General features: G+C 71.0%; 1 protein-coding gene. It reads right to left on the bottom strand.

Annotated features, from left to right (window positions below; translation table 11 throughout):
- Window positions 1-279: EfeM/EfeO family lipoprotein (locus IF01_RS0141005; protein ID WP_030398702.1), on the bottom strand; the 279-nt coding region annotated here is incomplete at both ends.

Genomic DNA, 279 nt, shown 5'->3' with positions numbered 1-279 from the left:
CTTGAGGTCGGCGACCAGCTGGTCGGCGAGCTTCTTCTCCTCGTCACCGATCTTCGCGTCCGCCCACAGGGACTTCTCCAGCTTGTGCCAGCCGGTCCACTCCTGGCCGGGCTCCAGGCCGTCCTCGCGGGTGTCGGTCTTGGGGTCGACGTCGCCGAAGCTCTCGGCGACGGGCTCTGCGCGCTCCCAGCCGGTGCGCGAGGGCGCGTAGAGGGACTTGGCCTTCTCCAGGTCGCCGCCCTTGATCGCGGCGGCGAAGGCCTCGACGGCCGGGACGGT

The organism is Kitasatospora purpeofusca (assembly GCF_000718025.1).
Classification (GTDB): domain Bacteria; phylum Actinomycetota; class Actinomycetes; order Streptomycetales; family Streptomycetaceae; genus Kitasatospora; species Kitasatospora purpeofusca.
Note: the sequence above shows the minus strand (reverse complement) of the source record. Positions and strands in the feature narration are given on the sequence as shown.